Origin of the sequence: Bifidobacterium callimiconis, assembly GCF_003952005.1 — a bacterium.
Classification (GTDB): Bacteria; Actinomycetota; Actinomycetes; order Actinomycetales; family Bifidobacteriaceae; genus Galliscardovia; species Galliscardovia callimiconis.
Window position 1 is genome coordinate 256089 of record NZ_QXGJ01000002.1, and the last position, 18561, is coordinate 274649.

Annotated in this window: 16 protein-coding genes; 12 read left to right on the forward strand and 4 right to left on the reverse strand. The window is 63.6% G+C overall.

The features are described from left to right. The first annotated feature begins 5 nt into the window (after positions 1 to 5). Entirely contained in the window at positions 6 to 653 is a 648-nt protein-coding gene (locus D2E23_RS03095; RefSeq protein WP_126029533.1) for a cupin domain-containing protein, read from the forward strand. Between the two features lie 541 nt (positions 654 to 1194). Continuing rightward, entirely contained in the window at positions 1195 to 1446 is a 252-nt protein-coding gene (locus tag D2E23_RS03100) for a hypothetical protein (RefSeq protein ID WP_126029534.1), read from the forward strand. A gap of 335 nt (positions 1447 to 1781) precedes the next feature. Here D2E23_RS03100 and D2E23_RS03105 read toward each other — a convergent pair whose 3' ends face one another. Then, complete coding sequence (locus tag D2E23_RS03105) at positions 1782 to 3125, reverse strand: MFS transporter (protein ID WP_126029535.1); 1344 nt, start codon at positions 3123 to 3125, stop codon at positions 1782 to 1784. A gap of 416 nt (positions 3126 to 3541) precedes the next feature. On the opposite strand from D2E23_RS03105, the gene D2E23_RS03110 reads away from it, so the two are divergent. Together D2E23_RS03110 and yicI are read left to right on the forward strand one after the other, a co-directional pair. Next, positions 3542 to 4600, forward strand: coding sequence for a LacI family DNA-binding transcriptional regulator (locus tag D2E23_RS03110; protein WP_126029536.1), 1059 nt, complete (start codon positions 3542 to 3544; stop codon positions 4598 to 4600). Positions 4601 to 4735: 135 nt separating this feature from the next. Then, entirely contained in the window at positions 4736 to 7198 is a 2463-nt protein-coding gene (gene yicI, locus D2E23_RS03115; protein WP_126029537.1) for an alpha-xylosidase, read from the forward strand. 267 nt (positions 7199 to 7465) lie between these two features. On the opposite strand, the gene D2E23_RS03120 is transcribed toward yicI, so the two are convergent. Next, positions 7466 to 8617, reverse strand: coding sequence for a zinc-dependent alcohol dehydrogenase (locus D2E23_RS03120; RefSeq protein ID WP_126029538.1), 1152 nt, complete (start codon positions 8615 to 8617; stop codon positions 7466 to 7468). Between the two features lie 253 nt (positions 8618 to 8870). On the opposite strand from D2E23_RS03120, the gene D2E23_RS11560 reads away from it, so the two are divergent. Next, positions 8871 to 9041 carry a hypothetical protein gene (locus tag D2E23_RS11560; RefSeq protein WP_164520646.1) on the forward strand — a complete coding sequence of 57 codons (171 nt, stop codon included), beginning with the start codon at positions 8871 to 8873 and terminating at the stop codon, positions 9039 to 9041. Between the two features lie 382 nt (positions 9042 to 9423). Here D2E23_RS11560 and D2E23_RS03125 read toward each other — a convergent pair whose 3' ends face one another. After that, positions 9424 to 10179, reverse strand: coding sequence for an SDR family NAD(P)-dependent oxidoreductase (locus D2E23_RS03125; protein WP_126029539.1), 756 nt, complete (start codon positions 10177 to 10179; stop codon positions 9424 to 9426). Between the two features lie 348 nt (positions 10180 to 10527). On the opposite strand from D2E23_RS03125, the gene D2E23_RS03130 reads away from it, so the two are divergent. The 7 genes from D2E23_RS03130 to D2E23_RS03160 all read left to right on the forward strand — a co-directional run bounded on the left by D2E23_RS03130 (position 10528) and on the right by D2E23_RS03160 (position 17488). Then, a complete protein-coding gene (locus D2E23_RS03130; protein WP_164520647.1) occupies positions 10528 to 11202 on the forward strand; it encodes a hypothetical protein in 675 nt (224 codons plus the stop codon). Between the two features lie 186 nt (positions 11203 to 11388). After that, positions 11389 to 12282, forward strand: a complete 894-nt coding sequence (locus D2E23_RS03135; protein WP_126029541.1) for a hypothetical protein — start codon at positions 11389 to 11391, stop codon at positions 12280 to 12282. Positions 12283 to 12328: 46 nt separating this feature from the next. Continuing rightward, positions 12329 to 12778, forward strand: coding sequence for a hypothetical protein (locus tag D2E23_RS03140; RefSeq protein WP_126029542.1), 450 nt, complete (start codon positions 12329 to 12331; stop codon positions 12776 to 12778). Between the two features lie 144 nt (positions 12779 to 12922). Next, entirely contained in the window at positions 12923 to 13732 is an 810-nt protein-coding gene (locus D2E23_RS03145) for a hypothetical protein (RefSeq protein ID WP_126029543.1), read from the forward strand. A gap of 260 nt (positions 13733 to 13992) precedes the next feature. Continuing rightward, entirely contained in the window at positions 13993 to 14298 is a 306-nt protein-coding gene (locus tag D2E23_RS03150; RefSeq protein WP_126029544.1) for a hypothetical protein, read from the forward strand. Beyond that, positions 14295 to 14822 carry a hypothetical protein gene (locus D2E23_RS03155; RefSeq protein WP_126029545.1) on the forward strand — a complete coding sequence of 176 codons (528 nt, stop codon included), beginning with the start codon at positions 14295 to 14297 and terminating at the stop codon, positions 14820 to 14822. The genes D2E23_RS03150 and D2E23_RS03155 overlap by 4 nt, the downstream gene beginning before the upstream one ends. A 266-nt stretch (positions 14823 to 15088) precedes the next feature. After that, positions 15089 to 17488, forward strand: coding sequence for a CAP domain-containing protein (locus D2E23_RS03160; protein WP_126029546.1), 2400 nt, complete (start codon positions 15089 to 15091; stop codon positions 17486 to 17488). 126 nt (positions 17489 to 17614) lie between these two features. Here the strand turns inward: D2E23_RS03160 and D2E23_RS03165 are convergent, their stop codons facing one another. Then, positions 17615 to 18331 (reverse strand): hypothetical protein, encoded by a 717-nt coding sequence (locus D2E23_RS03165; protein ID WP_126029547.1) that lies wholly within the window; start codon positions 18329 to 18331, stop codon positions 17615 to 17617. Between the last annotated feature and the right edge of the window lie 230 nt (positions 18332 to 18561).

An 18561-nucleotide genomic window follows, 5' to 3' on the forward strand; every position in this document is an offset into this window, starting at 1 on the left:
AAGGCATGACTTCGCAGTATGAGAACATTCCGGAACCAGTGCATGATATTCCGCCGCTGAGCGAATATGCAAAGTCGGTGATTGCACGACTGGGTTTGGAGCCGCACCCGGAGGGTGGCTGGTATGTGCGCGACTGGCAGTCGGCATCGTTTGCCCCTGCTGATTTCGCGTCGCCGACGCAGCATCCCGGGTTCAGCATGGTCACTGGCAATCGTCCGCTGGCGTCGTTGATCTACTTTCTGCTTCCGACCGGCGATTTCAGCGACTGGCATCAGGTGGATGCCGACGAACTGTGGCTGTGGCACGGTCCGGGTCACGTGACACTTGAACTGGCAGGCAACGGCGATGCGCCGGATCCATCGAAGTCCGAGCGCATCGTGCTGGGTTCCGGCCTGACCGATACGCGTACGGATCCCGCAACGAATCCCGGTTCCGATACCAAGAGCTGCGGCAACAGCCCCGCTTCCGGCAACAGCAAGGGCTCCAACGTCGGCCCCGATGCAGACAATGCCGAACCCGTGATCGGCCACGCAATCGTGCCCGCCGGCGTCTGGCAGCGCACCATCCCCGGCGACGCCGACGCACTGGTCTCCTGCGTCGTCTCCCCCGGTTTCACCTTCGCCGGCTTCAACCTCGCGGACAACGCCGATTAAGCGCCAGCACCCGTATACGCCCCTGGGGATGGGATGGTGTGGACGATCTCCCGCCAGGTTCGCATCCCCCGTCACAGCCACACGCGTTACCCCACCCTCGACGCACTTCCCCGCCAGATTCACCGCCGCACGCGTTATTCCTTTAAACGCGCTCCCCGCTGGAGTCGCCCCATCCCCACGTGCTCCCTCCAAGGGAGGGAGCTGGCCGACAACGTCGGCCTGAGGGAGGGATAACATTCCGACAGCAACCCAAAAGTATCCAGTACGGACGACACTTCCTAGCCAAACAAGTGAAAGTGTCCAGTATGGACGACACTTTCCCATCACACAGGCAAAAGTTTCCTCCACACTGGACACTTTCCCGTGCCGTCTTCCGAATAATCCCCCTTAAATAAGCGCGCGAAACGCAACACCAACATCTCAAACTTCCGCCCGCCCCTTTTTTTCGCATCCGCTTTGACCTCGCCCACGCCATACCTCGGTTGTACGTCATCGAAACGCGGACGGCACTGACCGCTCGCAACGGACCGAGGAGGAAACGATGGGACAAGCAAAGCGAGCACACAGGATCGTGGCGGCACTGGCCTGCATGGCGGCGGTGGTTTCACTGGCGGCCTGCGGTTCGGAACCCGACCCCTGCACCCAAAGTTCGGAAGCCGCCCTTCAGGAATGCGCGAACAAGATGGCCAAGGATCTGGGCATCGAGGGCATGCACTGCGCGCCGGATAGCACGCAAGCCGAACTGGAGGCGTGCGGAAAGCGGGTCGCGCAGGAGCTGGGGATGGATAACTAACCCCGAGTCGCTCGGCCAGCGGCCGCCAGCACTCGGCCATGCTCTTCAGCACTCAGCCACGCAATTCACAGCACCAAATACCCGAATCCCGCTCTTTGGGGCGTCAAATTCCCGAAAATCGACGCGAAAACGGGCATTTGACGCCCCAAAGAGCGGATGTTCCCGCATCGTGAAACGAATCCGACGCTCATTTCCGCAGTGTGGACGCGCAGGACACGCAATACACAGGATGTACCACACAGAACGCGCAGGGCGCACAACACACAGGACATACCACGCGGAACACACAGAACATACAAAAATGCCGGCACGATTTCTCGCACCGGCACCGCCCGTCACTTGACCGACTTGATACTGAGGATGAAGACGCAACCGAACAGGGCGATCGCAATCGCAACCGGGAAGGCGTAGACGTATCCGAGCGACAGCGCGACGGTCGACATCACGATCGGGCCGCACATCTGGCCGAGCGTGGTGGCCACGTTGAGGATGCCCAGATCTCGGCCGGCGTCCTCCTTGTTCGGCAGCACGTCCACGTTGAGCGCCTGGTCGATGGACGAGTAAATGCCATATCCGAGACCGCCGATGGCGGCGAACAGGTACATGCCCATGGCCGAAGGAAGAATCCACGGCATGGCGATACCAACGGCGAACGCAACGGATGCGACGACGACGGGCACCTTGCGGCGGCCGATCCTGTCGGAGATCGGACCGGAGACCAGGGAACCGAACAGGGAGACGACCATGGTGATGACCGACATGACGGAGATGGTCTTGGCGGATTCGATGTCGCTCTGACCAACGTAGTTCTGGATGATGTACAGCTGGTAGGCGTTGATCATCTGATAGCTCAGCAGCATGCAGAAACGACCGGCGAACGCCTTGTAGAAATCGTGGGCGGTGGAGAACTTCGGCGGAATGAAGCTCAGGGCCACGTCCTTGAGGCTGCCTTCGTCCTTAGGCAGGAAGTCGGCGGATGCTTCGCGCGGAATGATGGCCACGGAGACCGGTCCGGCCAGGAACATGAGCACGCCGGCGAGCGCGAAGCCGGGCACCATGTTGGTAATGAAGAACGCGCCGAGCAGCGTGCCGATGGGCGCGCCCACCACGGATCCGGCACCGTAGAACGCGGAGAGCGAGCCGCGCATGCCGGCGGGCACACGGTCGGAGAGCACGGCGACGAGCGGGGCGATCATGGCGTTGAGGCCGCACAGGCTGGCGCAGTAGAAGATGGTGAGCAGCACGGGGTTGGTGGTCATGCCGGTGAGGAACAGCAGTACGCCGGCGAACAGCGCACCGCCGAGGATCCAGGGCGTGCGGCGTCCGAAGCGGGATCGGGATCGGTCGGAGAAGTTGCCGAACACGAGGTTGGAGACCAGGCCGGCGACGGCGCTGAACGAGTTGACGATGCCGTTCAATGCTTCGGGCGAGATGCCTTCGACGGATTTGAAGTGCTGGGGCATGAGCACGGCGAAGGCGATGTTGAGTCCGCTCATCCAGAGGATGCCGAACACGAGGAAGCCGGCGCCGAATCGCAGCAGGGTGCCGCGGGAGAACGGCTTGCCGGTTTCGGGGCTGAGGTCGGGATTCTGTTCCGCGGCGGCCACGGCGGCGTTGTATGCCGCGAGTCGTGCCTGCTTGGAATCCGCCGAGGTCTGGGTCGGGGATGTGGCGGTCATATGTGCTCCTGTCTTCGCTGACGTGAACGTGCAATGATGCGATGCGTTACCGCAGTGTCGATATGCGTTGTCGCGGTACCGGCGTGCGTTGCCGCAGTGCCGATGACACAGTCGATAACGCGATGCCGACGACGCGTTGCCGCTGATGCGATCGTGGCGAATCAGCGGCCCATTCAACGTCGTCGGCCGGCATCGATAAGCACAACTTAGGAGCGGACCGACGGCACGGTCAAATTGTCAGAGCAATTTACTAACTCGATATCGTTGCAATTGCAAGGGTTTCGATACTTTTCGATTTAAGCGCAGTCGCATAGTACGCTCAGCAGTAGTACATTCGCATCCACCGCAACCGCATCACCCGCACCCAACGAATTCACACTCACCACAACCACACCCACCAGCCACAGGAGGAAACGATGGTAGGCATCAAGGACGTTGCCGCACAGGCCGGAGTCTCGATCAGCACGGTGTCGTACGCCCTGAGCGGCAAGCGGCGCATCTCCCCCGAGGTCCGCCAGCATATTTTGCAGACCGCCCGCGAGCTCGGCTACTTTCCCCACGGCGGCCCGCTCTCATCACCCGGCAAGCGCACCGGGTTTCTGGCGGTCAGCGATCCGATTCGCCCCACCACCACGGAACGCACCTACGCCGGTTTTCTGATGAACGTGGTCAAAAGCGCCAGGGAGCGCGGGTACGACACGATCGTGCTGTCCGAGTCGGGCGAGCAGGCGCAGACGCGTCTGGAACAGGTGACGGACGCCGGGCTGGTCGACGGCGTGATCCTGCTTGACGCGGACATGAACGATTCCCGTGTCAGTCGCGCGGCGATCTCCTCCGTGCCGTACGTGGCGGTGGGCGTGCCGCATGACACCGCACATCTGGCGTGCGTCGACCTGGATTTCGAGCGGGCATGCAACGCCGCAGTGGATCGGCTGTCACAGTTGGGGCACCGCGACTGCATCTTCTTCGGTTCGGCGCCCGACGAATATCGCCGCCGGTCGAATTTCATCATGCGCTCGCTTGGCTCATTGCAGCATTACGCGCGCAAAAACGACATGACGTTGAAGGGGTATGCGCCGCCCGCCGATTCATCCGATGCGGGAACCTGGGCGATCGGCTCGATCGATTCCCTGCTGGAGAAGGCGTTCGCCGCCCAGCCCGACGCGACGGCGATCATCGTGCAGTCCGATCTGACGTTCGTGGAGGCGCTGATCGGTCGTCTCGCATTGATGGGCAAGCGCGTTCCACACGACGTATCGGTGCTGTCACTCACCACGTTGGGCGACGCGGACCGGCTGTCGACGCCGATCGACGAACTGCCGCTGCAGCCCGAGCGCACCTGCTCCCGTGCGATCGACATGATGATGGACATTCTCGCCGGTCATGGCGTGCCGATGGGCACGGTGGAACGTCTGGAGATCCCCTATCTCGATCGAGGATCGGTCACTCAGGCTCGTCGAAATCCGTCGAAATAACGTTTGGGGAACGCACATACGTCGATTACCGTGACAGTCATACCCGTACAACACCGAACGACGATCGTTACGGCAACGACGCCAGACGGTTACGCAAGACGGCATATGCCATCACGCAGCAAAGGAGCGGCTGATATGAAATTCACCAACGGCTATTGGATGAACCGACCCCACGTCGAGGCGCTGTACGCCCGTCAGGCCTACACGCTGAGCACGGGCGACGACGGCGAAAGCTTCGACGTGCTCGCCCCCACCAAGGAGGTGCGCGGTCGCAACGATACGCTGAATCTGGGCACGTTCGACGTACGCGTGAGCACGCCTGCGGAGGGCGTGATCCGCGTGCAGGCGGCGCACTGGCTGGGCGCGGACGTCACCCCCGGATTCCCGCTGAACGTCGACGAGCCCGGCGGCCGCGACTACGTGTCCGTGAACGCGATCGGCAATGGCGATGGCGAACTTGGCGAGGACGGCGCGAGCATCACGCTCAGGTCCGGCGAGCTCGAGGCCACCGCGGTCAAGGGCAGCCCGTGGAATCTCACGTTCAGCGCGAACGGGCGCACGCTCACCGCCAGTCAGGGCAAGTCGCTCGGCCGTTTCCTGCTCAACGAACTGTCCGCCGTGAGCGCCCAGCCGGTGGGCGAGTTCGGCGTCTCCAAGAACGGTTCGGCGTTCGACGAATCCGACGTGTTCAGTGCCATCCAACTGTCGCTGGGCGTGGGCGAGACCGTCTACGGTTTCGGCGAGCGCTTCGGCACGTATGTGAAGAACGGTCAGACGATCGACATCTGGAATCAGGACGGCGGCACCGCGTCCGAGCAGGGATACAAGGACATTCCGTTCTACATGACGTCGAACGGCTACGGCGTGCTGGTGAACAACCGCGGGCACGTCTCGTTCGAGGTGGGCAGCGAGAACACCGACGCCGTGCAGTTCTCCGTGCCGGGCGAATCGCTTGACTTCCTGGTGATCTACGGACCGACGCCGAAGGAAATTCTGAACCGATACACGGCCTTGGTCGGGCGCCCGGCGAACGTGCCCGCATGGAGCTACGGCCTGTGGCTGACCACGTCGTTCACCACTAAGTACGATGAGCAAACAATCAATTCGTTCATCGACGGCATGGCCGAACGCGACATCCCACTCAGCGCATTCCACTACGACTGCTTCTGGATGCGCGAGTTCCAGTGGACCGATTTCGAATGGGACAAGCGCTTTTTCGGCGACATCGAATCCACGCTCGAGCGTCTGCACGAGGATAAGGGACTGCATATCTGCGCGTGGATCAACCCGTACATCGGCCAGCGCGGACGACTGTTCGCCGAGGGCAAGGAGAAGGGCTATCTGGTTCGCAAGCCGAACGGCGAGATTTGGCAGACGGACATGTGGCAGGCCGGCATGGGTCTGGTGGACTTCACGAATCCCGAGGCACGCGACTGGTTCAAGGGCAAGGTGAAGACGCTGCTGCGTCAGGGCGTGGATGCCATCAAGACCGATTTCGGCGAGCGTATTCCGCGTGACGTGGTGTGGCATGACGGTTCGGCTCCGCTGTCGATGCACAATTGGTATACGCAGCTGTACAACCGGACGGTGTTCGAGGCCATCGAGGAGGTGTACGGCAAGGGCAAGGCGTGTCTGTTCGCGCGTTCCGCCACGGTGGGCGGTCAGATGGAACCGGTGCACTGGGGCGGCGACTGCGAGTCCACGTTCAGCGGCATGGCGCAGACGCTGCGCGCGGGCCTATCGATCACGAGCTCCGGTTTCGGTTTCTGGAGTCACGACATCGGCGGATTCGAGGGCGCGTTCCCGGATTCGGCGGTGTACAAGCGCTGGGTGGCGTTCGGTCTGCTGGGATCGCATTCGCGTATGCACGGTTCCACCGTGTACCGCGTACCGTGGCTGTTCGATGAGGCCGACGAAAAGAACGGCGTGGAGATCCGACCCGGTCAGAGCGCGGTGGACGTGGCGCGCAAGTTCGTCAAGCTCAAGCTCGCGCTCATGCCGTACCTGTATCAGGTGGGACTGCAGCCGCATCTGAACGGCACGCCGGTGATGCGTTCGATGTTCATGGAGTTCCCGAACGATCCGACCTGCCGTACGCTCGACCGTCAGTACATGTTCGGTCCGTCGCTGCTAGTGGCGCCGGTGTTCTCCTACTCCGGCGACGTGCAGTACTACCTGCCGGCCGGCACGTGGACCAACTGGTTCACCGGCGAGAAGGTGGTCAGCGAGCATGGTCTGTGGCGCAGCGAACGTCATGACTACGATTCCATTCCGCTGTGGGTGCGCGGCGACAGTCTGGTGGTCACCAATCCCGGTGCCGGCAAGCCGGATCGTGAGTATGGTACGGATGCGCTGGTGACGGTATGTCTGGAGGAGTTGGGTGACGGTGTAGTCGGCGTCATTGGTGCTGGCACGAATGACGGTGTGATCGAGACCGTGGTCACGGAGATGGACGGTTCGTCAGTGACGTTCACCGCCCGTCACACCGATGACGGCGTGGAGGTCCGCAGCTCCGACGGCCGCGAATTCCGTGCGCGTCTCGGCTGCGGCGACGATGCGCAGATCGCAGCCTCCGAGAACGGAACGGTTCTGCTGTAGTCCGGTTGCAGTCCGACTGCGGTCTGGTTGCTGATAGGCCGACCGCAGTCGAAACGATGGCGCTGCGAGCTCAAGACTCGGTCACGCAATTCACAGCGCCAAAAACCCTAATCCTGCTTTTCACAGCGCCAAAAACCCGTAGACTCCTACTGAAAACGGGCGTTTGACGCTGCGAAAAGCAGATGTTCCCGCATTGCGAAACAACTCCAGCGAGAGATCTCGCAATGCGGACGCACCGCAGCTCCGGACTATGCCACTACGCTGCGGTTACAGCTCCGGAACGACCTCGATCTTGAGACCCTGCATGCTCAGCGCGTATTCCATGGCCTCGTTGATCTGGTCGAGCGGGAACACGTTGGTGACCAGGTCCATGACGGGCAGGCCGCGGTCCTTGGCCTCCTTGAGGAATTCCTGCGCTTCGAGCCAGTCGCCGGCCTGATAGGTCCACGATCCGGTGAGCTTGATCTCCTTCTGGCACACGTCCAGATGCGGGTTGTACGTGGCGTCGCCGGTGTTGGTGAAGAAGCCAACCTCGCAGTACGATCCGCCGCGACGAATGTACTTGAACAGGGCTGCGGCCGCGGCAGGAGAACCAGTGCACTGGAAGCCCATCTCCGCGCCGAGTCCTTCGGTTACCTCGCGCACGGCGTCGGCCGCGGCGTCCACCGAATCGTAGTCGGCAACGTTCACGACGGCGGTAGCGCCGAGCTTCCTGGCCATTTCGAGTCGCGCCTCCTTGGCGTCGACGGCCACGATGTTGCGGATGCCGTACGTCTTCAACAGCGCGACAAGCAGCAGACCGATCGGACCGCAGCCCTGGACCAGCACGTGCGATCCATGCTTGAAGTCGTAGATCTTCTTGGCCTCCTCGACGGCGTGCACGATCACCGCGGCCGGTTCGATCAGGATGCGCAGATCGCGGTCGGGCATGTCGTTGACGTTGAAGATCACCGCGCCGGGATTGCACTTCATGTAATCGGAATACCAGCCGTTGAAGAAGTGATCCTCGCCGGGCATCAGACCGTGGATTTCGCCGTTCTCGCACAGGTGGATCATGTCCGCACGACGACGGCAGATCGCACAGTGTCCGCACGGGCGCAGACCGGTGACGATCTTGTCACCCACCTTCAGCGGCTTGCCGGAATAGTCGGCGGTCACGTTCTTGCCGAGTTTGACGATCTCGCCGGTGGCTTCGTGGCCGAGCACGATCGGCGCGAATCCGAACGGGTCGGCACGGTATTCAGACTGGTCGGTGCCACAGATGCCGCAGCCTTCGACACGGACGAGCACCTCGTCGTCGCCGATCTCCGGCAGCGGCAGCGTACGCACATCGATGTGTTTCGGCTCAGTAAGTACTGCGACGCGCCCCTCGGCGGGGATGACGGGCTCGGTGGTGGGGATAGTGGATTCTTCGGACATGATCATTACTCCTTTGTATGACGAATGTCGTCACTGTTTACGATACCCCCGTCCGCCGCGGATTTGCGTGATTGACGGGACGCGCAATTCACAGCGCCAAACACCCATATCCCGCTTTTCGCAGCGTCAAACACCCGCACAGTCCTGCCGAAAACGGGTGTTTGACGCTGTGAAAAACAAATGCGCCCATATCGAGAGACGGCCATGCGTCCCTTATACTGGCAAGATGAGAAGAATGCCCAAGGTTTCCACAATGTGCGCCGTCGCAGCGATCGCCAACGCCATCACGGCCATCCTCTACATCATTCAAGGCAACAAGCTCCAGGCTACGCTCTACGGCCTGTCCACGGTCACCTGGACCGCCATCACCGGCATCTACGTGAAGCAGGAGCAGGAACGCGAGCGCGAAGAGATCGAGGACTGATCCGATTCGCCGGGGCGTAGCTCAAGATCTGTAGTCTTGTGCCAAGGAATTGCTCCTTGGCACCGCTCCTCCGAACAGGTACGGGGATTATCATCAGGCCCTTCACCGTTCGGATATCCGTTCATCAACCGTCATCCAGATATTTATTCGCCTATTTATTCGATTCGTCCATGGCAATCAGAATTTCCGACCATCGTCTTTATTCCATCGGTTCGAGACGCATCGGAGGAATTTGGGTATACCCGGGCGATAATTCTGGGCATAACCGATCAGATAACCGGGTTCTGGGTATAACCGCATCATAAAGAGTGGCAAATGCCGCTGTTCATGATGCGGTTATACCCAAATCCACGTCACATTCGTCCGGATATACCCAATATGCTCAGTCGAGGGTCGCGCCGCCATCCACGTCGATGGTCTCGCCGGTGATGAACCCGGACTCCGGGGACGCCAGGAACACGATCACCCTCGCGATCTCCTCCGGCTCGGCCGCACGCTTTACCAGCATGCCAGAAATAATACGAGCCCGCGTCTCATCACTCATCGCATCCGTCATCGGCGTATGCGTCAACCCCGGCATCACCGCGTTCACCGTGATCCCATGAGGCGCATACTCACGCGCCGCGCCACGCGTCAACGACGCCACACCCGCCTTCGACGAGCCATACGCCACGTTGCCTAGGAACCCGCCGCCATGCTTCGCCGCGATCGACGACACGTTCACGATCCTGCCGTAGCCCTTCTCCACCATCCGGGGAGCGGCATGGATGATGTTCAGGAACTCGCCCTTCAGATTCACCGCAAGGATGCGGTCCCACTGCTCGGCCGACGCGTCCCGCAACGGCTGGCTGAGGATGATGCCCGCATTGTTCACCACGATGTCCGCGCCACCATAGTCCGCGGCCAATTCATCGTGGATCCGCGTCACGTCGGCCTCGTCCGACACGTCACCAACGGCCGGCACGGCGGAACCGCCCCGACGCACGATCTCCTCCACCGTGTCCCGAGCGGTGTCCGGGTCGATGTCGTTGACCGCCACGCGCACGCCCTTCGACGCGAGCATGAGCGCCGTGGCCCGACCGATACCACGACCCGCACCCGTCACCAAAGCCGTCTGATCCTCCCAACGCCTCACCATCAGCGTCTCCTTCCCGAAACTACCTAAGCCTGCGATAGACAGATCATTGATCTCACCCACAGCCTAGTCCGCTCGAATGGCGCCTACCCAACATCGTCAGCCATCTGAAACGCCTGGCGCCATGTGGCCTCTCCGCAAAGCCCGCAAGCAACAAATATCGGTCTCAGCCACGAACGGCGTTATGCCGCGACACGCCGTTGTGTCGTTCGCCGTGGGTTTGTCCGGTTTGTTTTGGTGTCCGGCCGAAAGGGGGCGGACAAGACGATTCCGCGTGGCGGGGAAGGAGATATGGCGATGTCCGGTCAGCGTAATGAGAGGTCTCGTGATGGTGTCTGCATGGTGTATGCCATGGCGGGTTGGGATTACGGTGATGGCGAGTTCTTCATCGACTGTTCGGATCCGGGCAGCCCGGTGAAGGTGCGTTCCCTGGCCGATGCCTCGTGCTTCGACAGCCGCGAGGCACTGATGGAGGCGGCCGAGTCGTGCGGTCTGGCCGTGAGGGCCGGTGACGGGAAGCGGCATCTCAACAGTCGTCTGTCCGTTTTCGAGCAGGATCTGGCGAAACGGACTCCGGCGTGGACGCGTGAGTATGATCCGCTGGCCCGGTATGACTACACCGTCGCCGGCCCCGTGCAGGTCACCACGCGTCGGGAGCGCAACGAGCGTCTGTTCCGCGAGTGGAACGCCTGGTATCCCTCGCATCGTCGCGGAAAGGACGGGGATCTCATGCCGCTTGCCGCCACGACCCAGCAGGTCATGCGTTCCCACCTGAACCATATGAGGAAGCATCTGCGCGCGATGGGCTGCGACGAGGACCTGGTCAATGGGGTGGACGATTCGGCGTTCGCGTATTCGACGGCGGACGAGATGCAGAAGGTCGTCGACCGGATCCTCGCCGACGAGATGTTCCAACGTAACTCCCGTCCGGTGAACCGCAACTACCTGCGCGCCGGTCTGCTGCGCTACCTGCTGTTCCTGCAGGTGCGTGACGCGCGTCGCAATCCGGCGAGTCCCGCACGCTGACGGGTGTTCCGGAACGCATTCGGAGTGGCGTTGAAACGCTTCGAACATCGAACGATAGTTCTAGGGCGCATAAAGAAGGCGCAAGCCATCAACCATGGAACAGCTGTTCGATAATGCAGGCCGGGGTCGGAGCGTCCGGCCCGCCCGCGGGGTCGGACGGCTGGCTTTTCGAGAAAGGACAGTGTGATGAGTGTTGACAGTGCCGCCGAATTCGGCGAAAAAGGCACGGCGGACCGCGGCAGGGATCGTTCCGGGACCGCGGACAGGGACCGTCTGTTTCGGCGGGTGGCTCGCGGCGAGAGACGTCGCGCGTCGGGGTTCGATATCAGCACCGGCCGGTGTGCAGGGGTCGTGGCCCGGCTGCTCAACCGTCGTGTGCGGGACACGCCGCTGCGGTTCGACGTGATGTATTTCCGTCGCCCCGAGCGCGATGCGGACGGGCGTTGGAACTGTCGGTGGATCGAACGGTACGACATGACCGATTCGGCCGGCTGCCGGAAGGAGGACGACCGGGAGCCCGCGCATTTCCAGTTCAACATGCGCTACCTGCGCTCCTGGCTGTGGCGCGGAATCCGTCACCCTTTGTTCAAGGCCAGCTGGCGCAGTGCGTTCCCCGACATGCCCGGCTCGCCGATGATCACCCATGTCGAGCGCCTGTTCGACGTGCTCGGCCTGGACACGGCCCTGCGTGACCGGCTGCTCACCGACGAGGCGAACGAGGCGGCGGACGGCCTGTACGCGCTGGTCGAGCGCACCACCGGCGTGGTCATCCCCGCCGCCGTGGACACCCGGATCACCGTGATCATTCAGAACGACTCGACGCTCACCGTACGCGTCGAGCCTCTGCCCGGCGACGGGACGGCGTACCGCAGCCGCAACGGACACGAACGCTATCTGGACGAGCACGGCGAGTGGACCCAGAACCAGCTGCTCACGGACATCGACCGGTGGAGCCGGGAGCTCGCCCGGCACATCAGGGAGTCAGACGAATCGCCGCGATACGCGTCCCTGCGAGTCGCGGTCAAGGAACTCAAGGAAAGGACCAGGAATGATGATGAAGCCAACCAGTGGAACGACTGAACACGAGACCGGACGCGCGCCGCGTCTCAGGAGCATGCCAGGAAGCATGGCGACGGGTGGGACGCTGCCCGATGTGGTCTGGCTCGACGACCTGCTTGACGAGTTCAGGCAGGACGACACCGGACTGCCGCCCCTCGAGGAGGAGGACGGCCACCGGCATGAGCCGTCCTGCGTGTACGACGGGCCGTCCGAATACGAGGACGAGGACTTCGGCGATCTGGACCGGGAGCCCGACGAGCGCGCGTGCACCGAGAAGCCGGAATACTACATCCGCGCACGCTCCGAGGACCCGCTCGACGACACGACCCGGACGTTCTACTACTGCCCGCGTCACTTCGCGCTCAACCTCGGCTACCTGTGCGACGTGATGAGCCGACGCGGCCCCGCCCTCGAGATCCGCCACTTCGTCGACCAGGGCCGACTCCCCGACCGCATGACCATCCAAAGCTGGGGCCCCATCGGCCAGCTCCCACCCGACGACACCGCACAGGGCTGACAGACAGACCGGCCGGCCTGTTCCGACACGCCGTGGAAGCTTGTGTTTTCAACGGTTCCGACCGGGTCCGGAAGTTTGTCCCGTTATAGGGGGTGTACGAGAACACAGCCCCGGAACACCGAGGGAGAGACGAAGGAGACATCCATGAAGAACCGCATCAACAGGTTCACGGTCCTGAACATCATTCTGGTCGTCGCGATCGTCGCGACGCTCGGCGTCGCGTTCGCGGCCACCAAGCATGTCGGCCCGTTCGCCGGACGGGAGACGACTCAGACGACCACGGCCAAGACCGGTGCCGACTCCCAGACAGGGAAGACCGATGCCAAGGCCGACGCCGTAAAGAACGGCAATGAGGCGACGGACGGATCCGCCGGGACGGTGACGGCCGGCGCGTCCGCGGACACGGGCAAGACGGCCGAGCCGGCTCCGTCCCCGAGCGTGACGGCCACGCCGGCCGACGTGCGCCAGCACGCCTCGGACCTGTCATACAGGATGAACGATTTCATCGATTACCGTCCATTCGAGGATTCCGATCTCAATGTGTATGACTGGATCAGCAACCAACGGCGGCAGCGCGACATCAGCGCATGGACAAACAGCGACAACGCATTGGGCGATTGGATCAAGGCCGGCATCCATTTCGACGACTCGAAGAGCGCCGAGGAGTCCGCGGCCGCGATCAGGGACATGGACGACGCGTACGCCACGTGGGAGCACGAGACGCTGAAGCTGCTCAACCAGGCCATGGACGAGCAGGCGTCCCAGATGGCGCAGTCCGCCACGAGCCTGCAGCAATCCCATCCCGGCTACTGCTCGGAACTCGTCGGGATCGTCAAGGAGCGTCCCGCCACGGGCGAGACCCGGGCCACGTTCGAGGCACAGAAGAACTGGCACGACCGCCTGTCCAACCAGTGGATGCAGTGCGAGGCCCGCGCCGCCGACCCCACCAAATGACATCACACCCATCCGCACACTACCCGTATTCGCAAAGGAGAACATCATGTGGCTGACCGTCATCGGATTCGCCATCGGCTGGATCATCGCGAAGATCATCAAGCTCATCTGGGCGGTGATCACCGACCCCATCCGCTGCCTCTGGCAGCTCCTCACCCGCTAGACGCGGCCCGGCCCGACCGGGCGGCACGGAACCATTCCATCACCATCATCCATTCACCATCCATCATCAACCAATAATCCGAAAGGAATCATCCATCATGTACATGGGCAAGGCAACCGTCGTCTTCGACGACCCCAACACCACCGACCAGAGCAACGACTACACCGTCCCCATCCCCGAGGGACTGACCGAGGAGTTCGAGCCCAGCCACCCCATCACCCCCAGGCAGTGGGCCGCCTGGGAGACCCGGGGCATCGAACCCTACAAGGGCTTCGAGGAGGAATACACTACCTGGGAGAAGGAATGGGAGAAGGTCAACCGCGCCCAGCTGACCGCCGACGGCGCCGAACCCCTCGTCATGGACATGGTCCGACTCGACCCCAACCCCGACACGGAGGAATGAACGCGCTCGAGCGTCGGCTGCTGCCGGTCGTGCGCGCATGGCACGGCGTGATCCCTGTGTGGTGCGCGCGCGATCATGACATCGACCCCAGACTGCTGTGGCGGTGGGCGCACGGCAACGACGACGTCCAGCATCCGGCGCGGGGCGTGTACATCTGGTTCAACGACGATCCGGATACCGACTACCGATACACGCATCTGGCATTGTCCCTCGCCATGGCGGGCCGGGGCGCGGTCTTCTGGGGGCCGACCGTGGTGCAGATGGCCAAGCTGGGAGGCTGGGGCTCTCCGATCATCCACGTCGCCGTTCCCACGCGCCGGCGGCGACGCCATGGCTTCCACTGGCACCGGGACACCGGCTTCGCACGGGATGTCCTGTGTGGTCTGCCCGTCGAGAATCTGCGGCAGGCCGTCATCGACGGCCTGCCCTACATGGACTGGGACAAGCAGGAGCTCGTCCTCGCCGACGCCGTGGACCACGGGCTCCTCGACAGCGACGAGGCCACGGCTCTGGTAGGCGTGTGACCGACCACCGCGACGGGTGACGTGATATCCAGCGAACTGTTTCCAAGGTCCGCCGGATGTCACCGAATACGCCCCGCACTATACGGCCGCGATCTCCCGGCGCAGCCATCAACGTCCCCTACCATCCGGGCGAACGGGAGGCCGCGACACGCCCGTGTTCGGCCCGTCGACGGTTTGTCCGGTTGTAAAGAGCGTCAACGTCCGACGGGGCCGCGTGCCGCGGCGGACACGACAACATCCATCAATGAGAATCAGGAGGAGATCCAATGACACCCATGGGTAGGACAGCGGTGGCCGCCATCATCACCGCGGGAACCATCATCGCGCCGCAGGCCGCCATGGCCGACGAGTCGGCCGTCACCACGGACGACCGGCTCGCGTCCGCCACGCAGGCGGTATCGGACGCCCGACAGTCCGTCACCGAGGCGCAGCAGATCAGCGGCGTGCCTCAGGCCCAGCAGAAGGCCGACGACGCCGCGCAGGCGCTGAACAAGGCACAGACCGCTCTGGACGACGCCAGGAACGCCAAGGACGCCACTGCGCAGCAGCTCCAGTCAGCCAAGCAGCAGGATGACGACGCCCGCAAGGCACACAGCCAGGCGCAGGACGCGCAGACCCGGGCGCAGGCCGACTACGACAAGGCCAGCGATCCGCAGGCGCAGGCCCAGGCCAAGCAGGCCGTCGAACAGGCCAGGCAGGCCGTGAACGACGCCACCAGCAGTCTCGACAAGGCCAACACCGCCGTGGACGACGCGCAGAAGACCGCCGACGCCGCCGCGCAGGACCTGCAGAACAAGGAACAGGCCCAGAGCCAGGCGCAGGACGAGCGAGACGCCGCCAGGAAGGACGTGGACGACAAGCAGCAGGCCATCGACACGCCCGAATCGGCGAAGCAGGAGCTCGACGCGGCCGAACAGGCGCAGCAGCAGGCCGCGAAGGCGCAGGAGCAGGCCGCGAAGAACGAATCCGACGCCGGAAAGGACGCCGACAAGGCCAGGGACACCTCCGACAAGGCCGCCGCCGACGCCGAATCCGCGCGTCAGGTCGCCGATCAGGCGAAGCAGGACGCGGACGGCGCCGACGCGCAATGGAAGAAGGGCGCGCTGGGCTTCTACGAGCGCAACGGCCTGACCGATGCCGCCAAGACGCTCGAATCGTTCGAGGGCAAGTCCTGGTACAAGGCCGGCGACGACGCCTCCTCGACCTCATTGGACAACATGCTCAAGGCCATCACGGTGATGCGCAAGACCAACGAGATCCGCAAGAGCCTGGGACTGACGGAGCTCGACGTGGACACGCACGCTCTGGCCCTGGCCCAGGGAGCCGCCGACTACAACGCGTTCGGCGGCGGCCACGGCCACATCTACTACGTCAACGCGCAGAACCTCGCCTGGGGTTACGACGACCCCCTGCAGGGCTGGTACTACAAGGAAAAGGCCATCTGGGACTCCGGCAACCACGACTACAACGACACCGGCCACTACCAGAACATCATTAACCCGGGCGCCAAATCGTTCGGCGACGCCGTCGCCAGCGGCGACTCCAGCCGCGTGGACGCGCAGAACCTCGTGTTCTCCAAGGGCGACATGAGCCTCGCCGACTACGAGACCATGCTCACCGCGTACATGGACGGGCTGAGGAACGCCGGCAACGTCTACCAGACCGCGCTCGACAAGGCCGACAAGGCCACGGACGCCGCGAAGGACGCCGCCGACGCGCTCGACAGGGCCGTGAAGAAGGCCGACGAGGCCACCACGGCGCGTCAGGCCGCCGACCAGGCGCTCAAGGACGCCAACGAACGGCTCGCCAAGGCCAGCAAGGCCTGGCAGGAGGCCACCGCCGCACAGAAGGACAAGCAGGAGGCGCTCGACAAGGCGCAGGCCACGCTCGCCGGCAAGGAGGCCGCGCTCAAGGACGCCCAAACCGCCACGGCGACGGTCCGAACCGCAGCCGACCAGGCCAACAGCGCGCTCGACAAGGCGCGGCAGCAGGCCGAGGACGCCCGCCGGAACCTCGACCAAGCCAACACCACGCTCGACAAGGCCACGGCCGCGCAGCAGGCCATCGACCCGGCCAAGGCCAAGGAGGCGCTCGACAAGGCCACGGCCGCGCTCGACAAGGCCCGCCGGAACGCCGACGAGGCCGCCGACCGGCTCGCCAAGGCGCAGCAGGCCGACGGCCAGGCCCAGCAGGCACTCGACAAGGCACAGACCACGGTCGAGACCGCCAAGACCGGCAAGCAGGACGCGGACAAGGCCCTCGCCGACGCGAAGGCGGCCGCGGAAAAGCTGGAACAGGAACAGCAGGACAAGACCCAGCAGGACAAGGACGCCGCCGCCAAGGAGGACGCCGCCCTGCAGGACGTCCACAACGCCATGGGCACCGAGACCGGCACGACCACGACCGGATCACACGGCCCGAGCACCACCGGCAACGCCAACGGGTCGAACGACACGAACGGCACGGCGGGAGGCAACGCCACACGCACCGTCTCCACGCGCACCCCGGACGCCCACGCCAAGACCGGACGTGACACGGGCAAGCTCGCCGTCACCGGCACGGACGCGGCCCTGCCCGCCACGCTGCTCGCCATCATGGCCGTGACCGGCGCCGGCTGCGCGCTCACTCGCAACCTCCTGCGTCGCCGCGAGGAAACCGCCGAGTAGCAACAACCCGTCCGTCCGCCGTTCTCGACACGACGGACGGGACCCCGCAAACGGCAAAGCAGACAACGACTCGGCCCCTTTTCATCCATCTCCACGACGGATGAAAAGGGGCCGAGTCAATCCCGGTCACAGTCCCGTATGACCGACCGGCCCGGAAAGATTCCACGGCAACGGCAGGGCATCCCCGCCGAACCCCCAGGAACCATCACGCCCGTCCCGGCTGATCTCGAAGCGCACGACCGGATCCGCGGGCGGCGAGGCCACGAACCGTTCGATCAACGCCATCTGCGGACGGCTGATGCCGACATGCGTGTCCGGCCCCACCGCCAGCACCGGCGCCTGCGGACCCGTGCCGACCAGCGCGAGCCCCGCGTCATACGTGGTCTCCTCGTCGTCGATCCACACGATCGGCCTGCCGTCCGCCAAATGGTCGAGGACCGTACGCCGCTTGCCCGTGTACCGGTGTTCGCGGGTGACCGGGTCATACCAGTGCTCGGTCGGCCAATCGACCCCCAGACGCAGGTCCAACGCGTCCACGTACGGCTGCCAGGTACTCAGCCAGACGACCTGCGCGTCGAGCGCCTTCAGGCGTTCCACCAGCTCGCCCGACCACAGCAGACGCAGCCGCCCGTGATACCGGGTGTCGATATCCTCCCGATGATCCGGAACGAACCAGTTGCCGGGCGAATACAATCCGACCCGCGGATCGCCCGGCCTCATCCAACCGGTCGAGTTCTGCCGCCGGCGCACCTTCCCGTCCGGAAACTGGTTGATCACCCCATCGAAATCAATAAGCACCAGCGGACGCGCATCCGTGGCGCCGGTGGCCTGCATGTCGGTCATAAGGGTTCCTTTCTGTTGTAGTGATGGTTCCGGGTTTCCGCAGCGCGGCCGGGCACGCCGTCCACGATTACAGGGATCCCGTCACCTGTTATGACCGGACAATCCGTCAGTGCGGGACCAGATATAAACGGTCGATGAACGGCGACACGCCGATGACCGTGATAGTCCGGTCAAGAGGGGTAGAAGCCGGAAACGGAAAGAACGAGCCACGGCGGAGATGCCGATGAAAG

Excerpts from the sequence above, each read along its gene's own strand:
- D2E23_RS03095 (WP_126029533.1), top strand. The coding sequence starts at position 6 with ATGACTTCGCAGTATGAGAACATTCCGGAACCAGTGCATGATATTCCG.
- D2E23_RS03100 (WP_126029534.1), top strand. The coding sequence starts at position 1,195 with ATGGGACAAGCAAAGCGAGCACACAGGATCGTGGCGGCACTGGCCTGC.
- D2E23_RS03105 (WP_126029535.1), bottom strand. The coding sequence starts at position 3,125 with ATGACCGCCACATCCCCGACCCAGACCTCGGCGGATTCCAAGCAGGCA.
- D2E23_RS03110 (WP_126029536.1), top strand. The coding sequence starts at position 3,542 with ATGGTAGGCATCAAGGACGTTGCCGCACAGGCCGGAGTCTCGATCAGC.
- yicI (WP_126029537.1), top strand. The coding sequence starts at position 4,736 with ATGAAATTCACCAACGGCTATTGGATGAACCGACCCCACGTCGAGGCG.
- D2E23_RS03120 (WP_126029538.1), bottom strand. The coding sequence starts at position 8,617 with ATGTCCGAAGAATCCACTATCCCCACCACCGAGCCCGTCATCCCCGCC.
- D2E23_RS11560 (WP_164520646.1), top strand. The coding sequence starts at position 8,871 with ATGTGCGCCGTCGCAGCGATCGCCAACGCCATCACGGCCATCCTCTAC.
- D2E23_RS03125 (WP_126029539.1), bottom strand. The coding sequence starts at position 10,179 with ATGGTGAGGCGTTGGGAGGATCAGACGGCTTTGGTGACGGGTGCGGGT.
- D2E23_RS03130 (WP_164520647.1), top strand. The coding sequence starts at position 10,528 with ATGGCGGGTTGGGATTACGGTGATGGCGAGTTCTTCATCGACTGTTCG.
- D2E23_RS03135 (WP_126029541.1), top strand. The coding sequence starts at position 11,389 with ATGAGTGTTGACAGTGCCGCCGAATTCGGCGAAAAAGGCACGGCGGAC.
- D2E23_RS03140 (WP_126029542.1), top strand. The coding sequence starts at position 12,329 with ATGGCGACGGGTGGGACGCTGCCCGATGTGGTCTGGCTCGACGACCTG.
- D2E23_RS03145 (WP_126029543.1), top strand. The coding sequence starts at position 12,923 with ATGAAGAACCGCATCAACAGGTTCACGGTCCTGAACATCATTCTGGTC.
- D2E23_RS03150 (WP_126029544.1), top strand. The coding sequence starts at position 13,993 with ATGTACATGGGCAAGGCAACCGTCGTCTTCGACGACCCCAACACCACC.
- D2E23_RS03155 (WP_126029545.1), top strand. The coding sequence starts at position 14,295 with ATGAACGCGCTCGAGCGTCGGCTGCTGCCGGTCGTGCGCGCATGGCAC.
- D2E23_RS03160 (WP_126029546.1), top strand. The coding sequence starts at position 15,089 with ATGACACCCATGGGTAGGACAGCGGTGGCCGCCATCATCACCGCGGGA.
- D2E23_RS03165 (WP_126029547.1), bottom strand. The coding sequence starts at position 18,331 with ATGACCGACATGCAGGCCACCGGCGCCACGGATGCGCGTCCGCTGGTG.